The organism is Flavobacterium jejuense, from assembly GCF_006491595.2.
GTDB lineage: Bacteria > Bacteroidota > Bacteroidia > Flavobacteriales > Flavobacteriaceae > Flavobacterium > Flavobacterium jejuense.
The window spans coordinates 54,344-63,884 of the sequence record NZ_VEVQ02000021.1; the positions used below are offsets into that span (position 1 = coordinate 54,344).

Consider the following 9,541-nt stretch of genomic DNA (forward strand, 5'->3'; position numbering starts at 1 on the left):
GCAATAGAAGAACAGTGAATAAAATAAAGGCTTTCACAACAAGTCAACTGTAAAATATGCTGCTGGTTTAGTTGTATATACCTTTCAAAATAAAGGCTTTCACAACCACATTCAAAATTTGTCGCCGAGCTTCTCCGTTGTATATACCTTTCAAAATAAAGGCTTTCACAACGTATTCCATTTGATATAGATTTACTTCCAAGTTGTATATACCTTTCAAAATAAAGGCTTTCACAACACTTCATTCTTTTATAGGGACGCTTTTACAGTTGTATATACCTTTCAAAATAAAGGCTTTCACAACTCATCCATAACGTAATATCAAAAGGTAAGCGTTGTATATACCTTTCAAAATAAAGGCTTTCACAACTGGACAGAAGGAAAAGAGATTTGCTCGCCTTGTTGTATATACCTTTCAAAATAAAGGCTTTCACAACTCAAGACTTAGTTTCTTTTAGTCTAAGACAGTTGTATATACCTTTCAAAATAAAGGTTTTCACAACCTATAGCATTAGTTAATTCTGAAGTAGGACGTTGTATATACCTTTCAAAATAAAGGCTTTCACAACGTAAAGTTTCAGAAAAACAAGAAAAACTCAGTTGTATATACCTTTCAAAATAAAGGCTTTCACAACTTGCACAAAATAGTGGTTCTGGAGGTTGTGGTTGTATATACCTTTCAAAATAAAGGCTTTCACAACCTTTATAAGCGTAACTAGGTAAATGACTAAGTTGTATATACCTTTCAAAATAAAGGCTTTCACAACCAGCCTTTCCAACTATAGAAATCCAAACTGGTTGTATATACCTTTCAAAATAAAGGCTTTCACAACTGCATACTTTGATAAAAACAGATATACAAAGTTGTATATACCTTTCAAAATAAAGGCTTTCACAACCATTTACTACATCCGTAAAAAGTTCGGTTGGTTGTATATACCTTTCAAAATAAAGGCTTTCACAACCACTAAACAACGAAAGCTTTGCAGAATTAGGTTGTATATACCTTTCAAAATAAAGGCTTTCACAACGTATAGTCGAGAAACCTAGATATTAAAAGGGATTCTAGTATATTTTTAATAAAAAAAATGAATTTTTTGAACGGTTTTTGTGTTAAAATAGTCATTTTTTAATTTCTAGTAGTACAGTATTTCAAGGAGCGGTTATTATTGTTATTTTAGTTTTTCTATGAATTCTTGAATAATTTTTTGGCATACTTTATCTAAATACTCTGAGAAATTTTCGTTTTCATTTTTTGAATAAAGTTGTAATGAAAAAGTAAATAAGTTTTTATCAATTAATTGATTATGTGCAAATTTATTTCTAATCATAATTAGTAAATATCCTTTTTTTATACTTTCATTATTGAGTTTTACTATTTCATTAAAGTCTATTTTAAATACGTCTTCTTTACTTTTTAAAATCTCAAGTTCTTCTATTTCATTTACGGGTGTAATTTTGTTTAACATACCTTCAATAATGTATTTTTTAAAATTAGGATTACCATCTTTTTCAAACTTTTCAGGGTGTTTTCTTTCTGCACTATATTCAGTTTCTTGCTTTAAAAGAAATTGTTCAAATTCTTGTATTTGTTTTAGTAGTTTTTCTCTTCTAATGCGTTCATAACTTTCTAATTCGGTATTTAAACTATATAATTTTTTAGTAGTATCACCATCATTATCTAATGAAAAATTCCATATTCTATTATCATAAGAAATTAAATGAGTTATTTTATTATCAGTTAGAAGATTTTTAAACTTTCCAATGTCTTTTATTTTAGTTTTTGCAATGATTCTTCCATTGAGAGCATTAATTTCAACTTGTTTTTTCCAAATAAAACTTTCATCAGGTGTTTGTTCATTTTTAGCTTTGCTTTTTTCAACTTCTCTTTTTTCTTTTGAAGTATAAAGATCCTGTAAAGACCCTTTAAAAGATTGTTCGAATAGTTTTTGATACAAAAAATCAACCATCTGTTTGATGTAAATATCTTCGATTTTTAAATTGTTTATACTTCTTTCTAATTTGTAATTTTGTTTTTTAAGGTTGTTAATTTCTTTAGGAGTCTCTAAAGCTAAATTGTAAAAGTCTTGAAAAATAGTTTGTTCTTTTGCATGGATAAACCAGTTAGCAAACAAATGCTGATCATTTTCTTTGTTTGGACTTTTCCCATTTATGAAAGTAGGTTTCTCATCAAATACACCTCTTGATAAATTGATAGGTTTTGTAATAAGTTCGTTTATTTTAGTCTCAATAGTAGATAATAGATAGATTTTCTTGTCAAAAAAACGAAATAGTTCTGCCCAACTTTTTTTAAGAATTTTAGGAGGTACATCTGTCATTGTTTTTAGATTTTCAATTGCACTTAAATAAGTTTCTAAAGTATCTTTTCTATTATCTAAGTATTTTTTGTAGAATGTTTCAAAAGTGAAATTACTTTGAAAGATTCTTTTTAATTTTTGTCCAAAGAAAGCCTCAGACTCTAAATTCCATTCTGATTCTAGCAACCCAAGAGCTTCTTTTTTATAATTATCATATTGTGAAATAAATTTTTGTAATTCACTATGTTGGTATCCTTTCCAGTTTTCTTTATTATCTAAAAAACGAAGAATATCATTGGTTATCCATGTGGCTTCAATTCCTATTTCGTTTGTGAAAAATACATATTTTCGATATAGTTTTCTTTTTTGAATGTCCCTTTCATTTCTTTTATAATTCTTTGCGGATGTTTCATTTTCTTTTATTGTTTCTAATTTTTCATTCGTTTTTTCAATTTCAATTTTAATATCTCTTTCTAGTTTTTCAATATCAATTTTTTTGCCCTCGGAATAAAATGAATCTGTAGTTGGATGAGCAATTTTTTTAATAGACTTTGGAATGCTATCGTTAGTTTTATCAACAGTTGAAGAACAATTTTTTAGAATTTGATATTGGTTCGCTATTTTTTCAATAATTATTTTTTCGAGTTCTTTACCAGTTTTATTTTCTACTAAAAAAGCATACAAAAAAGCATTTAGTTCATTGAAACTTAATAAAGCAGTAGGTTGTTCAAAAGTTACTGTTTTACGGTCACTTGTTTTATATTTGTCAAAAACAAGATTGATAATTGCTTCTCTATTTTTTTTAGCAGTATTTTGCTGTTTTTTTCTCGAGCTTCCAAATATTTTCTTTTTTTCTTTAGCATATTCTTTAGCTAGTTCATTAGTTTCTTTACTCTTTTCTAAATCTATAAAAATGGGAATGTTTTCTTTTTGAAAATGATAGCTAGGATTTGGAAATAATTCCCATTCTAAAATTTTTTCCTTGTTTTCTTCTTTTTCAAAATAATCATTTTTCTTTTTATGAATTTCTGTAAGGTTTCCAAAAACATTAATTTGTTGTTTTATCGTTCGGTTAGTTATTAAAGAAGTTCCTCCAATATCTTTTTTTCGATTATCATGAATATAGTTTCCTACGTTAACCATAAATCGTAGTGTAGGAAATTCTGCAAACTCATCTAAAAAACGAATAGCAAAATAAGCAAACTTATTTTCATACCTTTTTCTAATAACTGGGTGAATAACACGAGAAGCTTCTGAAGAATCATTGTTTTCTTCATTATCTCTCATATATTCGTTTATGTCTTCAAGAAATAAAGATTTATTTTGTTCTGAAAGATTTTGGTAAATTTCATTAGGAACTTTACTTAAATAATCCACCATATTTACTAAAAGTGTTTCTTTTTCGTGATCCGTTTTTATTCTATGTTTTAATCCTTTATAAGTAAGATGTGAATAAGTCCAATGTGTAGCCATGTTTCTGAGACTATTGTTTTTTAACGTAATCTCTTCATCAGGAATACTGGCAATTTTTCCTTTGTAACCTTTTATATTTGCTTTTAGTTGTTCTTGTTCTTTTTTGTTTAAGAAAAAGGATAATAAAAACAAGATGCCACTTTCAGAAAGTGTGTCTTTTAAATTTTCATCCTCAGTATTACTTTTTGATTTTCTATAGTCACTTATTCCATCATTATATAATAAATGACTAAAAGCACGATTCAAAACGGCTCCTTTAATATTTTTATCAATGTTCCATCCTTTAATTTTTTTCTCTTTTTGTTCTTTTTTCATTAGGTTAAAGAGAATAGCCATTTCTTTTTCAAGTCCTTTTTTTAATAATTGCTTGGTTTTGTCTTCCTTTAATTTCTTCTTTTTTATTTCTAAAACTACTTTCAAAAGAATAGTATCGAGTAATGGATATAAAGCATCATCAATTATTACTTTTTTGTGATAATAATGAGTATAATAATTTCTTAAATTATTAATAGTATCTAGTAACAAAATTATATGCTGTCTAATACTTTTACTTTTATTGTTCTCATCTAAATCAAAATAAAAAATAACAGGAAAATATTCTGACAATACTTTTATACCTCTTTCTAGATTAGTAATAGAACATTGGTCAGAAAAATAGTTTGAAAATATGTTTATACTATCTTTACCTTGTACTAAAAGTCTTTTTTTAAATTCTTGAGCAACTAAATCAATATTGTTTTGAGCCAAGTTAAAGAAACCACCAAAATAATGTTTGTCTTCAACTTTATCATGATTATAAGTTATACCTAAGCCTAATTCTGTTTTTTCTAAAGTAGTATTGTTATCCATGTTTCTTTATCTTTAAAAATGAAAATTTATTTGTTGTACCAATTTAAGCATTACTAAACTGCTTACCAATTTAAGTTATTGACAGCTTCGTGTTCAAAAAAGACCAGTAATATAACCCAAAAACAAATCCTGTCTCTAGGTAAAACTACCTGTTTTTGTGTTGCTTGTAAAAATACTAGAGTAGGAGGAAGATTCCCTACGGGAAACCATAATATAAATTGTATTTACGAGTTTGAAAATCCCTTTAGGGATAAAATAGGGGTTGCTATTGTGTACCAAGAAGATTTAGAATCCCTTTAGGGATGTTATAGCTCCTATTGTTTTTACTATATCATCCCTAACGGGATTTTTTTGACTGATGGTTCTTTATGTTACCAATATAATCCTTAACTGGATTTTTTTAATTCAGATTTCAGAGTACTATTTTGTTTAGTGATGTAATAAGGATTTAAAACTTAAAATGAATTGAGTAGTTATAGTAATTTCTTTGATGAATAATAGTCTGTATTGATAGATTTTGTTAATAAAAATGGAATTTAAAAAGGTGTGGCGATTTGAAAATTAAAATTTAAAATGCCACAAAACTGTGGTAAACTATTTTTTTTTAAAAAAATTACCACAAGTTTATTAAAATTCAAAAAAATAATGACGAACTGTTATCGAAAATAAGGTACAGATATAAAAATACTACTTGTGAAGTGTTTTTTTGAATATAAATAATTAAATGCAATTACTTATTATGTTACTTCTTTAAAAATTTCTGTTGATATAAATTACCTTCTTTAGTTTGTATCATTAAAACATACATTCCAGTCGGAATAGTAGCAACATTTATTTCTTTTTTGTTCAAATCAATTGTTCCAGTGATTATTTTTTGACCAATTGTATTTATTATTTCATATGAGGATCCTTCGGTTATATTTCCAGACCAATTTAAATAATTTTCAGTAGGATTTGGATAAATAGAAATTTCATTATTTTCAAAATCTGATGTAGATAAATTAGTACAATCAATAATTAATACTGGATTTGCGGTGGAAACGGTTGACCCATTTCCTAACCAACCTAGAGTGTTAAATCCCCAACCCCATAAGGTATTGTCTTCTTTAACTGCAAAAGAAATCGAATAACCAGCGGCTATACTTTTCCAATCTGTATCTGTTCCTACTTGGACAGGAGACGAATTATTTGGGATTAATAGTTGCCCTTCTATCCAACCATAGGAACCCCATTGCCATAAAGTACCATCTGCTTTTATGCCTAATGAATGCACCACTCCAGCAGCAATGTCTTTCCATTGACTAGTGCCTATTTGTATTGGTGTTGGACGATTTATAATGGTTCCATCTCCTAATTTGCCGTTCTCATTATTTCCCCAAGCCCAAAGCGTACCATTGCTTTTTAAGGCTAAGGTATGTCGTGAACGTGCTCCAGAAACTTTAACCCAATCAGCATCTGAACCCACTTGGGTAAAATCATTAATAAAACCTTGCATTACAGTTCCAATAGCACCATAAGAATTGTTGCCTCTGCCCCACAAAGTACCATCGTTTTTAATGCCAAATGTTCTAAAATAACCAGCATAGATTTTATCCCAATCAGTATCTGTGCTCATCTGAACGGGTGCTGTAAAAGTGGCTGGATAAATAGAAAAGTCAAGTAGTTCACTTGCTTGGTTATTTCCCCATCCCCAAAGTGTTCCATCACTCTTTAAAGCTACTGAATGCAAGTTTCCTGCTGAAATAGAAATCCAATCATTTTCATTTCCTATTGGTGCAGGTGTGTTACTTGTAGTGTTAGTGCCATTACCTAATTGTCCTAAATCATTATTACCCCAAGACCATATTGTGCCATCATTTTTTAACCCTGCGGAATGCAAACGACCATAAGTCAATACTTCCCAGTCGGATTGTGTGCTAAATAGAACAGGACTATCTTCACTTGTTGCCGTACCAATTCCTAATTGACCGTAACCATTTTGCCCCCAATTATAAATAGTTCCATCTGAAAGTAGTACAGATACAGTATCGTCTGAACAAGTCACGCTTTCCACACAGTTTTGAGCAGTAAGGGCATAAGAAAACAAAAGGAAGATAAAAAGTAATTTTTGGGACATAGTGTGTATTTTGATTAAAAAGGATACAGTAAATTTAAAAAATATACTTTTTTTAAAGGTATTTAATTAGTAAATGCTTGAAATGAATTAGAATTCGATTTTGGGAGAGGGAATTTAACTTATTGAAAGCTACTTGTTCAAAAAAGATGTGGTATTTTAAAATTACCACAGAGCTGTGGCAAAATCAGTTGTGGTAATTTTTTTACCACAAAATTTTTAATGTGGTAATTTCTTTTTTCAGTATGATAAATCAATTAGTTAAGATTATGGTTGTAGATGCTTGTTTTTGTGCTACATGTAAAATAATAGAGTAGGAGGAGTATTCCTTACTGTAAATTGTAAAATAAACAGTATTAATGAACATAAAAATCGCTTTAGAGATGCAATATAGGTTGCCATAGTAAGTCTAGAAAATTTAAAAAAATCCTTTAGGAATGGTATAACTCCTATTGTTTTACAATATCATCCCTAACGGGATTTTTTTTACTATTTGTTCTTTATGTTACCAATATATAATTCCTAACGGGATTTCTTAATTCAGATTTCAGAGCACTACTATTTTGTTTAATGATGCCATGAGGTTTTTTAAGATTTAAAAATAGTGGAGTATTTGTAGTACTTATTTTTATGAAATAGTAGTATGTATTGCTATGCTTTGTTAAGAAAAATGGAATTTAAAAAGGTGTGGCAAATTAAAATTTATTTTTAAATTGTCACAATATTTTTAATGAGGTACTTTCTTTTTTAGTATGATAAGAGTAAGAATTTAATGTGTCGAAAAAAGAAAGCAGTTGTATAGGAGGGTTTACTTTTTTATAAAACAAAACCCTCTAACGATTACTCATTAAAGGGTTTGTCAGTAAAAATCACATTTTAACTAATCTAAATTTACTTACTTTTTAACAATTAAGAATTCCGAACGTCTGTTTTGAGCGTGTTCTTCATCTGTACATTTGTTACATTGTATTTTAGGTTCGCTTTCTCCAAATCCTTGACCTGATATTCTGTCTTTGTCAATTCCTTTAGAAATAATATATTGAACAGTCGATTGTGCTCTTCTTTCTGATAGATCAAGGTTATATTTGTCTTTACCTCTGCTATCGGTGTGTGATTTTGCAAATATTACCATGTTTGGATGCTCGTTCATCACCGCTACTAATTTGTCTAGTTCTTCTGCTCCTTGAGCTGTGATATTGCTTTTGTCGTATTCAAAGAATATTGGTTGAAGAATTACTTCTTTTTCCGTTATGATAGGTTTTATAGGTTCTAGATTAGCTGCTACTAAGGTAGATCCATTTGGTGACGCAGGCATTGTGAAAATTCCGTCTTCAAAACCTTCTTTAGATACTTTAAAACTATATACTTTATCGCAATTTAATTCAAATGTTTTTTGGCCATTATCATTACTTTCTGCTTTAGTAACTATAGCATTTGCGTTGTCTATAACTTGGATGGTAGCTCCTTCTATAATTTTTTTGGAAGTATTATTTTTAACAGTAACTAAAGCATTTACTCCACAAATAGGGTAGGCAAAAAACAAATTGTCAACACCATCTCTATTACTTGAAAACAAAGCTACTTTTTTGTCTATGTTGTAGTTGAAAGAAAAGTCGTCTTTTTCAGAGTTTACTGGTTGCCCAATATTAACTACTGCTGCTTCTTTTTCTAAGTCAAAAGTGTAGATATCAAAACCTCCTAAACCTTGTCTAGCATTTGAAGCAAAGTAAAGGATATTGTCGTCTGCAATGAATGGGAAACTTTCATCTCCTTCAGTATTTACTTTTTCACCTAAATTTTCAGGAGTGCCATATTTATCCCCATTCACGGATACTTTCCAAATGTCTTCTCCACCTAAACCACCAGGCATATCTGAAGAGAAAAATAAAGTTTTTCCATCTTTGCTAATACTAGGATTACGCAAGGAATAAGCAGGGTTGTTTAAAGGTAACGGTTTGCTATTAGACCAACTATCTCCTTCTTTGGTAGCTTTGTAAAGATACATTGTTCCAAATTTTGAATTTTTTGCTTTTACTTTTTCAAATTTATTCTCGTTAAAGCTTTCACTCACATAATACATGGTGTTACCATCTGCAGTAATTGTTGCTGGTCCATCGTGCCACTTGGTATTGAGTTTGTCTATAGAAGTTGCTTCACTAGTACTTCCGTCTTCATTATAAGTAGCTTTGTACAAATCTAAATAAGGCTCTTCATTCCAACCTGATTTTTTTCTAGCTTCATTTCGTGCACTTGTAAAATAGATGGTATTGTCATTCGTTATTACTGCACCAAAGTCTGACTTATCGCTACTTAATGTTGAATTGTTTATAGTAAATAAAGGTTTTTTAGCTTTCAAAGCGGTTAAATAATCAGGATCTCCTTTGAAAGCAATAGCTCTTTTGTCTTTTGGAGCTATTGCTGCAAATTGTTGCATTTGTTTAGTGGCTTCATCATAGTTCCCTTCCGCTTTTAGCATTTGAGCATATTTATAATAAATTTCTGCTTCTTGTGGCTTTTCTTCAACCGCTTTAGCATACCATTTTATAGCTTCTTTTGTATTGAAAACATTGTAATAGCTATCTGCTAGTTGTTTGTAAATATAACTATCAGTTTGACCGTTTTCTATCAATTTCAGATAAGCGGATGCAGCATCAACATATTCAAATCTATCGAATAATTTATCGGCATCTTTAGTTTTTGAGTTTTGTGCACTTAGCAATCCACTAGCGATTACAAAACTTAATGTTATATATAGTTTTTTCATTTCTTTATCGCTTTTAAATTAAAA

The 9,541-nt window shown here is 29.3% G+C and carries 3 protein-coding genes and 1 CRISPR repeat array; all 3 genes read right to left on the reverse strand.

Annotation, left to right across the window (positions count from 1 at the left end):
* Nucleotides 1-70 precede the first annotated feature (70 nt).
* Nucleotides 71-1,031: a CRISPR direct-repeat array (repeat unit 36 nt; unit sequence GTTGTATATACCTTTCAAAATAAAGGCTTTCACAAC).
* 141 nt (nucleotides 1,032-1,172) lie between these two features.
* Complete coding sequence (cas13b, locus tag FIA58_RS20385) at nucleotides 1,173-4,640, reverse strand: type VI-B CRISPR-associated RNA-guided ribonuclease Cas13b (RefSeq protein ID WP_140964549.1); 3,468 nt, start codon at nucleotides 4,638-4,640, stop codon at nucleotides 1,173-1,175.
* Between the two features lie 742 nt (nucleotides 4,641-5,382).
* Nucleotides 5,383-6,756, reverse strand: a complete 1,374-nt coding sequence (locus FIA58_RS20390) for a T9SS type A sorting domain-containing protein (RefSeq protein WP_140964550.1) — start codon at nucleotides 6,754-6,756, stop codon at nucleotides 5,383-5,385.
* An 892-nt stretch (nucleotides 6,757-7,648) separates the two neighbouring features.
* Nucleotides 7,649-9,517 carry an OmpA family protein gene (locus tag FIA58_RS20395; protein ID WP_140964551.1) on the reverse strand — a complete coding sequence of 623 codons (1,869 nt, stop codon included), beginning with the start codon at nucleotides 9,515-9,517 and terminating at the stop codon, nucleotides 7,649-7,651.
* Nucleotides 9,518-9,541 lie beyond the last annotated feature (24 nt).